Origin of the sequence: Microbacterium sp. MRS-1, assembly GCF_000585455.1 — a bacterium.
In the GTDB taxonomy this organism is placed as follows: Bacteria; Actinomycetota; Actinomycetes; order Actinomycetales; family Microbacteriaceae; genus Microbacterium; species Microbacterium laevaniformans.
In genome coordinates, this window is record NZ_JAUF01000078.1 from 14,411 (window position 1) to 27,784 (window position 13,374).

Sequence of the window (13,374 nt, forward strand, 5' to 3'; positions counted from 1 at the left end):
GGCGTCAGGGGCGGTCCAAGCTCCACTCCTGCGGATCCGTCGCCGTCGCGACATCCCAGTCGTCGGTGGACCACACGAACGTCGCGACGGCACAGGTCGGCATATGACCGATCCCGCCGCCGGAGAGCCGCTCCGCGAGCGCGGTCATCCCCGGGTCGTGCGCGACGACCATGACGGCCGGGACGCCACGGCCGGCGGCCGCCCGCAGGAGCGTGGCCGCCGCGGCGCCGTACAGGTCGCCGTCCAGCTCTGTCTCGAGGCCGAACGCGGAGGCGAAGAAGGAGGCCGTCGTGCGGGCGCGCAGCGCGGTCGACGACAGGATGGCCTCGAGCCGGATGCCGGTTCCGGCCAGCCGCTCCGCGAGCACGGGTGCGTCGCGCAGGCCCCGCTCGTTGAGCGGGCGGTCGTGATCGTCGAGACCGGGATCGCCCCAGTCGCTCTTGGCGTGGCGGACGAGCACGAGCGTCGTCATACAGTGACCTTTCGTCGGTGCAGGCCGGCCAGCAGCTCCAGCACACACAGGGCGGCCAGGCGCACGGTGCGCCCGTCGGCCGCGTCGGCCGCGGCATCCACTTCGACGATATCCGCGCTGGTCACGCCGGCGTCGGCGGACAAGCCGCGCACGAGCGTCCGCAGCTCCCACGCCTGCAGGCCACCGGGAACCGACGCCGGGCAGCCGGGCGCCACCGCACGATCGCAGACGTCCACGTCGATGTCGAGATGGATGCCGCCACCCCCGCGCCCGGCCACCTCGCGCGCCTCGGCGATCACGTCGTGCGCCCCGCGCCGACGAAGCTCGTCGAGGGTGATGACACGGATGCCGAGGTCGGCGGCGCGCTGGGCGTACGCCGCGGAATCGGCGAAGTCGGCGATGCCGATCTGCACGATGCGCGTCGGGTCGAGGCCGTCGTCGACGAGGCGACGCACGGGGGAGCCGTTGGAGACGCCGTCGCGCAGGTCGAAGTGCGCGTCCAGCGTGATGAGACCGCCGGCGCCGGCGCCCTGGGCCGTCGCACACGTGATCGAGTTGTCGCCGCCGAGCGCGATCAGCAGCGCGGTGCGCGCCGTCAGCTCGGCGGTGCGGCCGCGCACGCGCGCCTCGCCCTCGGAGCCGTCGGGCTCGGCGACATCGCCCGCGTCGGCCAGTCGCAGAGCGGCGGCGAGGTCGACGGGCGGCGGCCCCAGGAGGGTCGGGCTGTACCGGCGCAGCGCCTCACGGCCCGCGCCGGGCGTCGCGTCGGCGCCGGTGGGTGAGAGCGATGTGCGACAGGCCGGCAGCCCCAGCAGCACGGCGTCGAGGCGCTCGGCCGCCGACGCCTCCTCGAGCGCGGGCCAGTCGCCGGCGCGCGGCCAGAGCGGGTCGTGGGAGCCGTCATCAGCCGACGTACACCCAGGCGGTGCGCCCGCTTCCCAGCGTCACCCGCACGCGGCGGTACAGCGACACTTCGTACTCGTCGGCGGCATCCACTTCATCGGCCGTGAGGTGCAGAACGCGGCCGACCACTTTGTCCAGCGGGCTGCCGGTCTCGCGCAGCACCGGATGCACAGAGGCGCCCGACAGGTCGACGACGCGCTGGTCCTCGATCTCGACGTAGTCGATGGTGTAGCCGGGCAGCACGTCGGGCTCGCCCGCGATCAGGCGCCCGAAGGTGTCCAGCTGCACCTCGGCATACTGGAGCGTGCCGTAGGTGAACAGCAGCTCGTCCGCCGGTTCGCCCATGTCCGTCAGGCTACTGCGCCGGGTCGCGACCAGCCAGAGGCGCGCGTGCGTTCACCGGCCGTCCCCAACCGTCCCCCGAGCACGTGTGCTCAGCCCAGCAGCGCGTGCGCGACGGCGAAGATGACGAGTCCGGCCAGGGCGCCCACGATCGTGCCGTTGAGGCGGATGTACTGCAGGTCGCGTCCGACCATCAGCTCGATCTTCTCGGTGGTCTCGGCGGGATCCCACTTCTCCACGGTGTCGGTGATGATCGAGGCGATGTCGTGGCGGTACCGATCCACGACGAACACCGCGGCCCCCGCGATGCGATCATCCACACGGTGCTGGAGCGCGGCATCCGTCGACAGGCGCTCGCCGATCTCGACCAGCGCTGCGCTCACGCGTCGGCGCAGCCCGCTGGCGGGATCTGCCAGGGCGGTGAGCAGGCCCGCCTTGGCCGTGTTCCACGCCTCGGCGGCCAGCTCGCGCACGCGCGGGCTGTCGAAGACGGCCGACTTGGCCTCTTCGAGTCGCGCGATCGTCGTCGGATCGCTCTGCAGGTTGTCGGCGAGGCGCGCGAGGTAGCCGTCGACGGCGCGCCGCGCGGGGTGGTCGGGGTCGTCCTGGATCGCGGCGACGAACTTCACGGCCTCGTTGTACACGGTGTCATCGACGAGGCGCATCGCGACCGACGGCACCCACGAGGGCAGTCGTCGGGAGACCAGACCGCTGAAGGCGGCGTGGTTGGCGTGCAACCACGTCGCGATGCTGTCCACGCCCAGATCGACCGCGCCACGGTGCGCGTCGGCCTGCACGACCCGACCGAGCCACGCGCCGACGGTCGGTCCCCACTGCGGGCTGAGCAGGTGCTCACGCGCGAGGTCGCTGATCAGATCCTGCACCTCGTCGTCGCTGAGGGCGCGCAGGATGCCGGAGGCCACCGTCGAGGCCTCCGCCGCGACGGTCTCGGCGTGCGCGGGATCGCGCAGCCAGGCACCGGCCGTCCGGGCGATGGGCGTCGACTCGAGCTTCGCGCGGACGACGCCCGCCTCGAGGAAGTTCGTCTCGACGAACTCGCCCAGGGTGCGCCCGATCTCGTCCTTGCGGTGCGGGATGATCGCGGTGTGCGGGATGGGGATGCCGAGGGGGTGACGAAACAGCGCGGTCACCGCGAACCAGTCGGCCAGGGCGCCGACCATGCCGCCCTCCGCCGCGGCGCGGACGTACTGCAGCCACGGGAAGCGCTCCTGCAGGATGAACGCCACGACGAACACGACCGCCATCAGGATCAGTGCGCCGAGGGCGACGCCCTTCATCACACGCAACGCGCGGCGACGTTCCTGGTCGGCCGGGCTGAGCAGTTCGGTGGGGGTGCGCGCCATGCCCGTAGTCTCGCATGCGGCGTATCCTGGCCGCGTGATCGAAGACATCCAGAAGCGCGCCCTGCATCGCACCCGCATCCTCGAGGGGCAGGTGCGCGGGCTCGCACGGATGATCGAGAACGAGGACTACTGCATGGACATCATCGCCCAGTCGCGAGCGATCCAGCGGGCCCTCGCGTCACTGGACAAGCTGCTGATCGAGAATCATCTGCGCACGCACGTCGCGCACATGTTCGCCGAGGGCGGCGATCAGCGCGAGCTCGCCGTCGCCGAACTCCTCAAGGCGTACGACCTCGATACGCGCTGACCGCGGCATCCCTCTGGTCCGGCCGAATCGCAAGGCCGTCGCCGCGACACGCCGGGTGCGGCGGGATGCGGGCGGCGTGTCGCGCGGCAACCCTTGCAGTTCGGTTCTGAACCGGGCGGATGCCCGGGGTGGATGCCGCAGCCGGATGCCGAGGGCAGCTCAGGAGCTGACGGGGCCGAGCCAGGCGGCGGCGACGGTGGCGTGCGCCGATTCGGGGTCGGACGGGTGGAACATGCCGGCGAGCACGTCGCGGTAGAGGCGGCTGAGCTCGTTGCGCTGGAAGTACGACGAGCCTCCGGCGACGAGCATCGCCTCGTCGACGATCTGCTTGGCGGCCACGACCGCGCGGTGCTTCAGACCCGACAGTCGGGGGAACCACTGCCCGCCGTGATCGACGAGGACGTCCACGTCGTGTGCGATCGCCGCGACCTGGGGGAGCAGGCCGTCGTAGGCGAGCGCCATCTCCGCGATGCGCCAGCGGATGTCGGGATCGTCGCTGTACGGGCGCCCGGTCTTCTTCGACGTCCGCGTCTTCGCCGCCGCGACCGCCAGGTCGAGCGCGCGGCGCGCGACGCCGGTGTAGACGGATGCCAGGAGCACCTCGAACACGCTGAAGATGCCGAAGACGATCGGATCGGGGGTCGGGCCGGGCGCGACGCGGCGAACGACACGGTCGGCGGGGGCCACGGCGCCGTTGAGCACCGTCGTGCGCGATTGCGTGCCGCGCATGCCGACGGTGTCCCAGTCGTCACGGGTCTCGACGGCGGCGGTACGTTGCACGAACGCGTAGACCATCTTCGGATCCGCCGGGTCCGTCGTGTCGAGTCCGTGCAGACCCAGCTGCGTCCACACCGGCCCGAGCGAGGTGAAGATCTTGGTCCCCGTGAAGGAGTACGAGCCGTCGGCGGCCGGGACGGCCTGCGTGTCGCTGCCGAAGAGCACCAGATCGTTTCCCGCCTCGCTGATGCCGAACGCGAAGACCTCGCCGGCGACCGCGCCGGTGTGCACGAACCGCAGGTCATCGATGCCGCGATCGGACATCACCTTCGCGACTCCCGTCCACACGAGGTGCATGTTGATCGCCAATGCCGTCGCCGGTGCGGCGCCCGCGAGCCGCTGCTGCAGCACCGCGGCCTCCGCGAGCCCGAGACCTGCGCCGCCCAACGCGGTGGGGACGAGGATCGAGAGGTATCCGGCCGCCGTCAGTTCGGCGAGATCCTCCGTGGGGAAGCGGTTCTCGGCATCCACGGCCGCGGCACGCGAGCGGATGCGCTCGAGCAGGTCGTCCGGCAGGTATGCGGTCGCATCGAAATCGGTCACCCCTCCATCCTGCCCCTCGTCACCTGCCTCAGGGTCGCCGCCGGTCCCGTGGTGCCGCCGACGCGGCAGGATGGAAGCATGATCTCGACCGAGTTGGCCCTCGCCCTGCGCGATGCCGGTCTGCTGTGGCGCCCGGCATCCGGGGACCGATTTCAGCTCGATGAGCCGGAGTTCGAGGCGGACGTCTTCACGGTCAGTGAGATGACGATCGAACCGCGTCACTACGCGACGGGCGCGATCCTCGCCTTCAACGGCACGACGGAGTGGGCGCTGGACTCCGTCGCGCAGGCCGATGCGCTCTGGCTGCCACGAGAGGATCAGCTGCGGGAGCTGCTGCGCGGCGCGTTCCGCCGACTGGAACGGCTCGCCGACACCCACCGCGTCGAGATCGAGTTCGCCGGCGAAACGCACGCGTTCGAGCATCCCCAGCCCGAAGACGCCTACGCCCTCGCGGTCCTGCACGTGCTGCGCCGCATCTCCTGACGACGCCGCGATACGGATGCCGCGGCGTCAGCCGAGGGCGTCGAGGAGATGGCGCATCGTGTCCTCCGGGAGGTCGCGGTGCGGGGAGTGCCCGGCGCCGGTCACCACCGACATCGTGATGAGTGGGTTGCGGAGCACCTCGGCGGCCAGCTCGCCGTGGAAGATCGAGAACACCTCCGGGTCCGCCGCGATTACGTGCGTCGGCACCGAGAGCCTCGCGGCGGCCGCGCGCACGTCCCACGGTGTGTTCTGCAGGCTGGTCTGCTCGACCGCCCAACGGCTCGCCTGCTGCGCGGCGCGGGCCTTCAGCTCGACGTCGAGCGGATGCCAGCTGGGGTGCTCCGCCCGCACCGCGTCGATCGACGGGTCGGCGAAGGACTGCTCCTGCCCGACGCGGACGTTCTCGCGATCGCGGTCCGCAAGATGGATCGCGGGGTCGATGAGCACCAGTCGGCGCGTCCAGCCGGGGTCGGCAGCGCTTGCGACGGTGACGGCGGCGCCGCCGAGCGAGTGCCCGATGACGAGGTCCCAGGGCCCGCCGTCGTCGGTGCGCGTCTGGCCCACGTCGGCCGCGTACGCGTCGATGCTGTAGTCCAGCGTGCGCGGCGCGGCGCCGTGGCCGCGCAGGTCGACGGCCGTCGCGAGCCACCCGGCATCCGCCAGGGCCACGCCGTAGCTCCACATGAGGGCACCGGTCGATCCGAGTCCGTGCACGAGCAGTGCGCGACGTCGGGCGCGTACGTCGCCCCACGAGAGCCGGGGCAGGGTCACAGCGGCAGTCATGTCGTCAGCCTACGGTCGCGCGCTGTCCGTGGTCGATGAGGATGTCACGTGATGACGGGGACGGGTTCGGTGTCGGGGATCGGGCTCGCGTCGCGTCCGCGCAGGTCGGGGAAGCCCCGCACGAAGAGCGTCGAGACCAGCGCGCCCACGATCGCGAATCCGGCCGCGGCGGCGTATGCGCCGGCGGGCCCGGTGCTGTCGATGAGGAAGCCGGCGACGGCCGAGCCGAGCGCGGCGCCGATGAGCTGTCCCGTGCCGATCCAGCCGTAGGCCTCGGCGGTCTCGCTGAACTTCACGGATGCCGAGGTCATCGCGAACATGACGGCCAGCGCCGGGGCGATGCCGACGCCCGCGACGACGAGGCAGGCGCCGACCCACCACGGGGTGGACGCTCCGATGTCGCCGACGACGAAGACGGAGGCGACGAGACCGGCGGCGACGACGCTCATGCGTCGCGCCATGGCCCACGGCCCCATGGGGATGTGTCCGAAGGCGAGGCCTCCGGCGAGACTGCCGACGGAGAAGACCGCCAGGACGAGACCGGCTTCCAGGCCGCCGTGACCGAAGGTCGCGACCACTGCGGCCTCGACGGCCGCGCACGCGCCGATGAGGAGGAAGCCGATCACCGTGGCGAGCAGGACCACGGGCTTTCCCAGCACCTTGCCGAACGCGCGGCGGCTGCGCGGGATGCGCACGCGCCCGACTTCGGGGGAGAGGATGAACCACGCCCCGCCGGCGACGAGGATCGTGACGATCAGCAGCAGCGCCGGCACCGTGCCGATCTGGGTGGCGACGAGGGTGATGACGACCGGCGCGAGGATCCAGATGATCTCCTGCAGGCTCGCGTCGAGGGAGAACAGCGCCGTCAACTGCCGTGCGTTGACGAGCTTGGGGTAGATCGTGCGCACGGCCGACTGCACGGGAGGCGTGGAGAGGCCGGCGATGAGTCCGAACACCATGTATCCGGCGACCCCGAGGGGGATCAGGGCGAGGGCGAGCAGCGCCGCCGCGCACACGGCGGTCGTCAGTGTGAGGACGCGCCGCATGCCCCAGCGGCCCATCCACCGGCTGGTGACGGGGCCGGCCGTCGCCTGACCCACGGATGCCGCCGCCAGCACCAGCCCGGCGGAGGCGTAGGAGCCCGTCATCTGCTCGACGTGGAGCAGAATCGCCAGGCTCGTCATCCCGTTCGGAAAACGCGCGGTCAGCTGTGCCGCGATGATGCGCGCCACGCCCTGCGTGCGCAACAGTTCCCGGTATCCCGCCACCCCTCCACGCTACCCGTCGGCGCCGACACCGCGACACGCCGGACGGATGCCGCGACACGCCGCAGTCGAGATTCCACAGGCTGATGGATGTCGGAAGCCCCCCGTAGCCTCCGGGCTGTGGATGGCCGTCGCGAGGGCGATCGAAATCCGCGCGATTCAGGCTTTTTCCAGGCTTCGATCCTCGCGGCATCCTGTGGATGAAACGGTGGACAACCTGTGTTGTACATGGGGAGAGCGGTGCAAAACTACACGGATGTAACTACTAGCCCTTGTGGTGCTATCCAACGTCCGTACCCATATGTAGTATTGGACTCCCGGCGGGGGCACGGCCGGGATCACAGGCGAGAAGAGGGCGGAATCCCAACGGGATCGATCCGCGCAGACCAAGGGGAGAGAAGGAACGACATGGCAATCACCGTCTACACCAAGCCCTCGTGCGTGCAGTGCAATGCGACCTACCGCGCACTGGACTCGAAGGGTATCGACTACGAAGTCCTCGACCTCTCGGAGGACCCGGCGGCGCTGGAGCACGTGAAGTCGCTCGGCTACCTGCAGGCTCCGGTCGTCGTCACCGACGAAGACCACTGGTCGGGCTTCCGTCCCGACAAGATCGACGAGCTCGCGAGCCGTCTGGCCTGACATGCCGACACTGACGAGTGCCCCGCTGCTCGTCTACTTCTCGAGCGTGTCGGGCAACACGGCGCGATTCATCGAGAAGCTCGGTCTGCCGGCCGTCCGCATCCCGCTCGCCCCTGGCGACACACCTCTCGAGGTCGACGAGCCCTTCGTGCTCGTGACACCGACCTACGGAGGAGGCCAGGGGCGAGGCGAGGAGAAGGGCGCCGTTCCCAAACAGGTGATCCGGTTCCTCAACGACGAGCGCCATCGTCACCTCATCCGCGGAGTGATCTCCGCGGGCAACACCAACTTCGGCGAGTCGTTCTGTCGCGCCGGTGACATCATCAGCCGCAAGTGCACCGTGCCGCACTTGTACCGGCTCGAACTTTTCGGCACGCCCGACGACGTCGCCCGTGTGAGCGACGGATTGGAACGATGGTGGAAGCTGCAGTGAGCCCGGCGACCTTCAAGACCGACGCACGCTTCGAGGGCATGGACTACCACGCCCTCAACGCGATGCTCAACCTGTACGGCGAGGACGGCAAGATCCAGTTCGACGCCGACAAGCGTGCCGCACGGGAGTACTTCCTCCAGCACGTCAACCAGAACACCGTGTTCTTCCACTCCCTCAAGGAGCGCCTCGACTACCTGGTCGAGAAGGAGTACTACGAGGGCGCGGTGCTGGAGAAGTACCCGTTCGAGTTCATCCAGCGCCTCAACGACCGCGCCTACGGCGCGAAGTTCCGCTTCGAAACCTTCCTCGGCGCCTTCAAGTACTACACGAGCTACACGCTGAAGACCTTCGACGGCAAGCGCTACCTCGAGCGCTTCGAGGACCGCGTCGTGATGACGGCCCTGGGCCTCGCCGACGGCGATCAGCAGCTCGCCGAGAAGCTCGTCGACGAGATCATCTCGGGCCGCTTCCAGCCGGCCACCCCGACCTTCCTCAACACCGGCAAGGCGCAGCGCGGCGAGCTCGTCAGCTGCTTCCTGCTGCGCATCGAAGACAACATGGAGTCGATCGCCCGCGGCATCAACTCGGCCCTGCAGCTGTCCAAGCGCGGTGGCGGCGTCGCGCTCCTGCTCAGCAACATCCGTGAGGCCGGCGCTCCGATCAAGCAGATCGAGAACCAGTCCAGCGGCATCATCCCCGTCATGAAGCTGCTCGAAGACAGCTTCAGCTACGCCAACCAGCTCGGCGCGCGCCAGGGCGCCGGCGCCGTCTACCTGTCGGCGCACCACCCCGACATCCTGCGCTTCCTCGACACGAAGCGCGAGAACGCCGACGAGAAGATCCGCATCAAGACGCTCTCGCTCGGCGTCGTGATCCCCGACATCACGTTCGAGCTCGCCCGCAACGGCGAGGACATGTACCTGTTCTCGCCGTACGACGTCGAGAAGGTCTACGGCGTGCCCTTCGGTGACATCTCCGTCACCGAGAAGTACCGCGAGATGGTCGACGACGCGCGTATCAAGAAGACCAAGATCAACGCGCGCGAGTTCTTCCAGACCCTCGCCGAGATCCAGTTCGAGTCGGGCTACCCGTACATCATGTTCGAGGACACGGTGAACAAGGCCAACCCGATCAAGGGCCGGATCAACATGTCCAACCTCTGCAGCGAGATCCTGCAGGTGAACACGCCGACGACCTACAACGAGGACCTCTCGTACGACCAGATCGGCAAGGACATCTCCTGCAACCTGGGTTCGATGAACATCGCGCTCGCGATGGACGGCAAGGACCTCGCCGGCACGGTCGAGACCTCGATCCGCGCTCTCACGGCGGTCAGCGACCAGAGCCACATCGCCTCGGTGCGTTCGATCGAAGACGGCAACGACCGCTCGCACGCGATCGGCCTCGGCCAGATGAACCTCCACGGGTACCTCGCGCGTGAGCACGTGCACTACGGCTCGGAAGAGGGCATCGACTTCACGAACATCTACTTCTACACGGTGCTGTTCCACGCGCTGCGCGCGTCCAACCGCATCGCGATCGAGCGCGGCACGGCCTTCGACGGCTTCGCCGACTCGACCTACGCGTCGGGGGAGTTCTTCGACAAGTACCTCGAGCAGGAGTGGGTGCCGCAGACGGATCGCGTGGCCGAGCTGTTCGCCGGCATCCACATCCCCACCCAGGACGACTGGCGCGAGCTGAAGGCGTCGATCCAGGCGCACGGCATCTACAACCAGAACCTGCAGGCGGTGCCCCCGACCGGATCGATCTCGTACATCAACAACTCGACGAGCTCGATCCACCCGATCGCGTCGAAGATCGAGATCCGCAAGGAAGGCAAGATCGGCCGCGTCTACTACCCGGCGCCGTTCATGACGAACGACAACCTGGAGTACTACCAGGACGCGTACGAGATCGGCTACGAGAAGGTCATCGACACCTACGCCGCCGCCACCCAGCACGTCGACCAGGGCCTGTCGTTGACGCTGTTCTTCAAGGACACCGCCACCACCCGCGACATCAACAAGGCGCAGATCTACGCGTGGCGCAAGGGCATCAAGACGATCTACTACATCCGCCTTCGTCAGATGGCGCTCGAGGGCACGAACCTGTCCGAGTGCGTCTCCTGCATGCTGTGACCGCGCTTCGCTCACTCCACGACCGTTTGAAGGATTGACGACATGACCCCGTCCGAGCCGCTCAAGCTCATCGACCACGTCCAGGCGATCAACTGGAACCGCATTCAGGACGACAAGGACCTCGAGGTGTGGAACCGCCTCGTGAACAACTTCTGGTTGCCCGAGAAGGTGCCGCTGTCCAACGACATCCAGTCGTGGGCGACGCTCACCCCCGACGAGCAGACCACCACGATGCGGGTGTTCACCGGTCTGACGCTCCTGGACACCATCCAGGGCACCGTCGGCGCCGTCTCACTCATCCCCGACGCGATCACGCCCCACGAAGAGGCCGTGTACACGAACATCGCGTTCATGGAGTCGGTGCACGCGAAGAGCTACTCGTCGATCTTCTCGACGCTGTGCTCCACGCCCGAGATCGATGACGCGTTCCGGTGGTCGGTGGAGAACCCGAACCTTCAGAAGAAGGCCCACATCGTCATGGACTACTACCGTGGCGACGAGCCGCTCAAGCGCAAGGTCGCCTCGACCCTGCTGGAGTCGTTCCTGTTCTACTCGGGCTTCTACCTGCCGCTGTACTGGTCGAGCAAGGCGAAGCTGACGAACACGGCCGACATCATCCGCCTCATCATCCGCGACGAGGCCGTGCACGGTTACTACATCGGCTACAAGTTCCAGAAGGGGCTCGAGAAGCTCACCCAGCCCGAGCGCGACGAGATCAAGGACTACACCTTCTCGCTGCTCTACGAGCTGTACGACAACGAGGTGCAATACACGCAGGACCTCTACGACGGCATCGGCCTGACCGAGGACGTCAAGAAGTTCCTGCACTACAACGCCAACAAGGCGCTGATGAACCTCGGCTACGAGGCGATGTTCCCGTCGCAGCTGACCAACGTGAACCCCGCGATCCTCTCGGCCCTGTCGCCGAACGCCGATGAGAACCACGACTTCTTCAGCGGGTCGGGCTCGTCGTACGTCATCGGCAAGGCGGTCGCGACCGAGGACGACGACTGGGACTTCTGACCTGACCGACGTCGTCGAGTGGATGGCGCGACGCCCCCGAACCGTGCTCGATGAGCCGGCGCGGGGGCGTCGCGGCGTCGAGGGTCTTCGCTCGCCGCGAACGGTCAGGAGATGACGACAGCGTCGAAGCTCATCGGTCCCGGACACGGGCCGCCGCCCTCCGACCTGTAGGAGATCTCCGCGCGGACATCACGCGTGACGGTGCCGGTGGCATCGGTGATCACCACGCGCACCGTCGTGCCGGGCTCGATGCTGACGACGCTCGTGTCGGCGAGATACGGCGGTGCCAGCGGCATCCGTCCGCGGCCGTCGCGGCCGAGGGGGAGGGGTGCGGGGGTGCAGCCGTCGCCGAAGCACGCGGCCACCTCGCCGACGGTCAGGGCGGGGGCGACCTCGATCGTGGCGAGCCCGGGATTGACGAATCCGATGGCAGGGCACACCGGAACCATCGGCCCACAGCCTCCCAGCAGTCCGGCCGTCAGCAGCACGGCCGCCGCCAGCGGAAAGCGACGTGTCATACGCGACACCCTAGGCACCGCGCGCAGCGGCGCCCGGTGCTCACAGGAAGTGCTCAGGCGGGAAGGATTCCTTCAGTTATGCTGAAGGAATGCTCCGCACCCCCCTGTCTCTGTTTCGCACTCTCGCGTTCGCGGAGGCGGTGTCGTGGACGCTGCTCATCGCCGGTCTCGTCGTCCGGGCGACGACCGGGTGGGCGCCCGCGGTCACGATCGGGGGCGGCATCCACGGTTTCGTGTTCCTCTCGTACGGCGCCACTGTCGTTCTGGTCGCTCTCAACAACCGATGGCTCGCGGGGCCGACCGCCGTCGCGCTGATCTCGGCGATCGTGCCCTACGCCACCATTCCGGTCGAGCTCTGGGTGCACCGTCGCGGCCTGCTCGCCGGTGCGTGGCGCGTCGAGGCTGCTGCCGATGCGGCGGACGCGCGGTGGTACGACGGCCCGTTGGCCTGGTTCCTGCGCCGCCCCTGGCTGCTGTTCGTCGGCATTCTCGTGGCCGTCGCCGCGATCTTCGCCGTGCTGCTGATCCTCGGCCCTCCCGGTGGTGCGAAGGCCTGATCCCGGCGCCGAGGTCAGCGCCTGGCGCCCGGCGAGCGGTGGCGTCAGCCCGTCAGCTGGAGAAGTCACGGGACGGCGACCGGTGCGCGGCACAGCGCATCGATAGCATGGACCGCATGACTCAGGACGGTCCCCGCTTCAGCCCCGTCATCGCGCTGCTCGCGGTGTCGGCGATGTGGGAGGAGCAGCTGGCGTCGATCCTCAAAGACCTCGGCATCAGCACCCGCAAGTTCGGTCTCCTCGGTCACATCTACGCCGAGCCCGGCATCTCGTTCTCCGAGCTGGCCCGCCGCTCGCACATCACGGTGCAGTCCGCCCACACCGCCGTGCGCACGCTCGTCGACGACGGCCTCGTGCAGGATGCCACGGCCCATGCCGGCGCCGCCAGCGATCTGCATGTCACCGCGAAGGGAGCGCGCGTGCTGCAGGATGCCCGACAGCGCCTGTTCGAGCTCGACGACGTCCTCGCCCAGCGCCTTCCCAAGGTCGCCGATTCGCTGGACGGCATCCGCGCCGGCATCGTCTGAGCACGCGGCGGGCAGGCGAGGCTCGGGCGCGGTGCCGGCTCACCGCTTCGTCGACACCGTCACCGTGAACTTCGGATCGCGGGAGACCTGATGCGTCGGCCCCACCACGCGCTCGAGCGTGGCGCGATATCGCAGCGGCGAGTTCCACACGCACCACAGCTGCCCGCCGGGCGCGAGAACCCGTGCGGCGTCGGCGAACAGGCGCTCCGCGATCGCAGCGGTGAGCGCCGCACCGGAGTGGAACGGCGGGTTCAGCGCGATGAATGACGCGCTGGCGTCGGCGCGCTCCTCCAGCCC

The 13,374-nt window shown here is 68.9% G+C and carries 17 protein-coding genes; 8 read left to right on the plus strand and 9 right to left on the minus strand.

Going from position 1 to position 13,374, the window contains the following annotated elements:
- Nucleotides 1-4: 4 nt before the first annotated feature.
- The 4 genes from AS96_RS12350 to AS96_RS12365 all read right to left on the minus strand — a co-directional run bounded on the left by AS96_RS12350 (nucleotide 5) and on the right by AS96_RS12365 (nucleotide 3,081).
- A complete protein-coding gene (locus AS96_RS12350; RefSeq protein ID WP_036290235.1) occupies nucleotides 5-472 on the minus strand; it encodes a SixA phosphatase family protein in 468 nt (155 codons plus the stop codon).
- On the minus strand, nucleotides 469-1,290 hold the full coding sequence (locus AS96_RS12355) for an arginase family protein (protein ID WP_036290237.1): 822 nt from the start codon (nucleotides 1,288-1,290) through the stop codon (nucleotides 469-471). Before AS96_RS12355 ends, AS96_RS12350 begins: the two co-directional genes overlap by 4 nt.
- Nucleotides 1,291-1,375: 85 nt before the next feature.
- Nucleotides 1,376-1,720, minus strand: coding sequence for a gamma-glutamylcyclotransferase family protein (locus AS96_RS12360; RefSeq protein ID WP_005052293.1), 345 nt, complete (start codon nucleotides 1,718-1,720; stop codon nucleotides 1,376-1,378).
- A gap of 89 nt (nucleotides 1,721-1,809) precedes the next feature.
- Nucleotides 1,810-3,081, minus strand: a complete 1,272-nt coding sequence (locus AS96_RS12365; protein ID WP_036290239.1) for a DUF445 domain-containing protein — start codon at nucleotides 3,079-3,081, stop codon at nucleotides 1,810-1,812.
- Between the two features lie 34 nt (nucleotides 3,082-3,115).
- On the opposite strand from AS96_RS12365, the gene AS96_RS12370 reads away from it, so the two are divergent.
- Nucleotides 3,116-3,388 carry a metal-sensitive transcriptional regulator gene (locus tag AS96_RS12370; RefSeq protein WP_036290241.1) on the plus strand — a complete coding sequence of 91 codons (273 nt, stop codon included), beginning with the start codon at nucleotides 3,116-3,118 and terminating at the stop codon, nucleotides 3,386-3,388.
- A gap of 159 nt (nucleotides 3,389-3,547) precedes the next feature.
- Here AS96_RS12370 and AS96_RS12375 read toward each other — a convergent pair whose 3' ends face one another.
- Nucleotides 3,548-4,708, minus strand: a complete 1,161-nt coding sequence (locus AS96_RS12375) for an acyl-CoA dehydrogenase family protein (protein WP_005052300.1) — start codon at nucleotides 4,706-4,708, stop codon at nucleotides 3,548-3,550.
- A 78-nt stretch (nucleotides 4,709-4,786) separates the two neighbouring features.
- Here AS96_RS12375 and AS96_RS12380 point away from each other — a divergent pair, with 78 nt between their 5' ends.
- On the plus strand, nucleotides 4,787-5,191 hold the full coding sequence (locus tag AS96_RS12380; protein ID WP_005052303.1) for a hypothetical protein: 405 nt from the start codon (nucleotides 4,787-4,789) through the stop codon (nucleotides 5,189-5,191).
- A 27-nt stretch (nucleotides 5,192-5,218) separates the two neighbouring features.
- Here the strand turns inward: AS96_RS12380 and AS96_RS12385 are convergent, their stop codons facing one another.
- Together AS96_RS12385 and AS96_RS12390 are read right to left on the minus strand one after the other, a co-directional pair.
- Nucleotides 5,219-5,974, minus strand: a complete 756-nt coding sequence (locus AS96_RS12385; protein ID WP_005052305.1) for an alpha/beta fold hydrolase — start codon at nucleotides 5,972-5,974, stop codon at nucleotides 5,219-5,221.
- A gap of 44 nt (nucleotides 5,975-6,018) precedes the next feature.
- Nucleotides 6,019-7,242 (minus strand): MFS transporter, encoded by a 1,224-nt coding sequence (locus AS96_RS12390; RefSeq protein ID WP_036290243.1) that lies wholly within the window; start codon nucleotides 7,240-7,242, stop codon nucleotides 6,019-6,021.
- Nucleotides 7,243-7,647: 405 nt separating this feature from the next.
- Here AS96_RS12390 and nrdH point away from each other — a divergent pair, with 405 nt between their 5' ends.
- The 4 genes from nrdH to nrdF are packed head-to-tail and all read left to right on the plus strand — an operon-like array spanning nucleotide 7,648 to nucleotide 11,475.
- Nucleotides 7,648-7,881 (plus strand): glutaredoxin-like protein NrdH, encoded by a 234-nt coding sequence (gene nrdH, locus AS96_RS12395; protein ID WP_005052310.1) that lies wholly within the window; start codon nucleotides 7,648-7,650, stop codon nucleotides 7,879-7,881.
- A gap of 1 nt (nucleotide 7,882) precedes the next feature.
- Complete coding sequence (nrdI, locus tag AS96_RS12400) at nucleotides 7,883-8,314, plus strand: class Ib ribonucleoside-diphosphate reductase assembly flavoprotein NrdI (RefSeq protein ID WP_036290246.1); 432 nt, start codon at nucleotides 7,883-7,885, stop codon at nucleotides 8,312-8,314.
- On the plus strand, nucleotides 8,296-10,452 hold the full coding sequence (gene nrdE / locus AS96_RS12405) for a class 1b ribonucleoside-diphosphate reductase subunit alpha (RefSeq protein ID WP_036290248.1): 2,157 nt from the start codon (nucleotides 8,296-8,298) through the stop codon (nucleotides 10,450-10,452). The genes nrdI and nrdE overlap by 19 nt, the downstream gene beginning before the upstream one ends.
- A gap of 42 nt (nucleotides 10,453-10,494) precedes the next feature.
- Nucleotides 10,495-11,475, plus strand: coding sequence for a class 1b ribonucleoside-diphosphate reductase subunit beta (gene nrdF, locus AS96_RS12410; protein ID WP_005052315.1), 981 nt, complete (start codon nucleotides 10,495-10,497; stop codon nucleotides 11,473-11,475).
- A gap of 104 nt (nucleotides 11,476-11,579) precedes the next feature.
- Here the strand turns inward: nrdF and AS96_RS12415 are convergent, their stop codons facing one another.
- A complete protein-coding gene (locus AS96_RS12415; RefSeq protein WP_036290251.1) occupies nucleotides 11,580-11,993 on the minus strand; it encodes a hypothetical protein in 414 nt (137 codons plus the stop codon).
- A gap of 89 nt (nucleotides 11,994-12,082) precedes the next feature.
- Between AS96_RS12415 and AS96_RS12420 the strand changes: the two genes are divergently transcribed.
- Nucleotides 12,083-12,550: a DUF3817 domain-containing protein gene (locus AS96_RS12420; RefSeq protein ID WP_036290253.1), complete on the plus strand. Its 468-nt coding sequence runs from the start codon at nucleotides 12,083-12,085 to the stop codon at nucleotides 12,548-12,550.
- Nucleotides 12,551-12,666: 116 nt separating this feature from the next.
- Nucleotides 12,667-13,077: a MarR family winged helix-turn-helix transcriptional regulator gene (locus tag AS96_RS12425; RefSeq protein WP_036290262.1), complete on the plus strand. Its 411-nt coding sequence runs from the start codon at nucleotides 12,667-12,669 to the stop codon at nucleotides 13,075-13,077.
- Nucleotides 13,078-13,116: 39 nt separating this feature from the next.
- Here AS96_RS12425 and AS96_RS12430 read toward each other — a convergent pair.
- A partial coding sequence (locus AS96_RS12430; RefSeq protein ID WP_036290255.1) for a methyltransferase occupies nucleotides 13,117-13,374 on the minus strand: 258 nt, incomplete at its 5' end.